Annotated in this window: 1 protein-coding gene; it reads right to left on the bottom strand. The window is 42.6% G+C overall.

What is annotated here, in order from left to right; translation table 11 throughout:
- Nucleotides 1-672: IS256 family transposase (locus tag I6E70_RS20555; protein ID WP_197189502.1), on the bottom strand; the 672-nt coding region annotated here is incomplete at both ends.

The following is a 672-nucleotide window of genomic DNA, read 5'->3' as shown; positions in this document are numbered from 1 at the left end:
TCGTCATTTGGAAAGAGCTTACGTTTTTTAATCGCTCGACGAATAACGCTGTTAAGTGATTCAATAGCATTCGTTGTATAAATGGCTTTGCGTATTGCCTCAGGGTAATTAAATAGCGTATTTAGATTATCCCAATTCGCACGCCATGACTTGGCTATTTGAGGGTACTGACTGTCCCATTTCTCTGCAAATCGCTCCAACTCTAGCAACGCCTCTTCTTCTGTCGCCGAACGGTAAATCAACTTTAAATCTGCCGTAACGGCTTTATAATCTTTCCATGAAACATATTTCAATGAGTTGCGAACCATATGCACTATGCACAACTGAACATGTGTTTGCGGGTAAGCTGTATTTATCGCATCAGGAAAACCTTTCAGGCCGTCTACGCACGCGATTAAGATATCTTCAACGCCCCGTTGACTTAATTCAGTGAGCACGCCTAGCCAGAACTTAGCGCCTTCATTTTCAGAAATCCACATGCCAAGCAGTTCTTTATGGCCTTCAATATTAATGCCTAAGGCAAGGTAGATAGACTTTTTGATAACGCGCTTATCTTGGCGTATTTTTACAACCAAGCAGTCCAAATAAACAATAGGATAAATGGCATCCAGTGGCCGGGATTGCCATTCTGTAACCTGCTCCATCACAGCACTGGTTACACGTGACACCAAT

Origin of the sequence: Pseudoalteromonas sp. NGC95 (assembly GCF_015864705.1) — a bacterium.
Lineage (GTDB): Bacteria > Pseudomonadota > Gammaproteobacteria > Enterobacterales > Alteromonadaceae > Pseudoalteromonas > Pseudoalteromonas arctica.
This window is presented reverse-complemented; position numbering and strand designations above follow the sequence as displayed.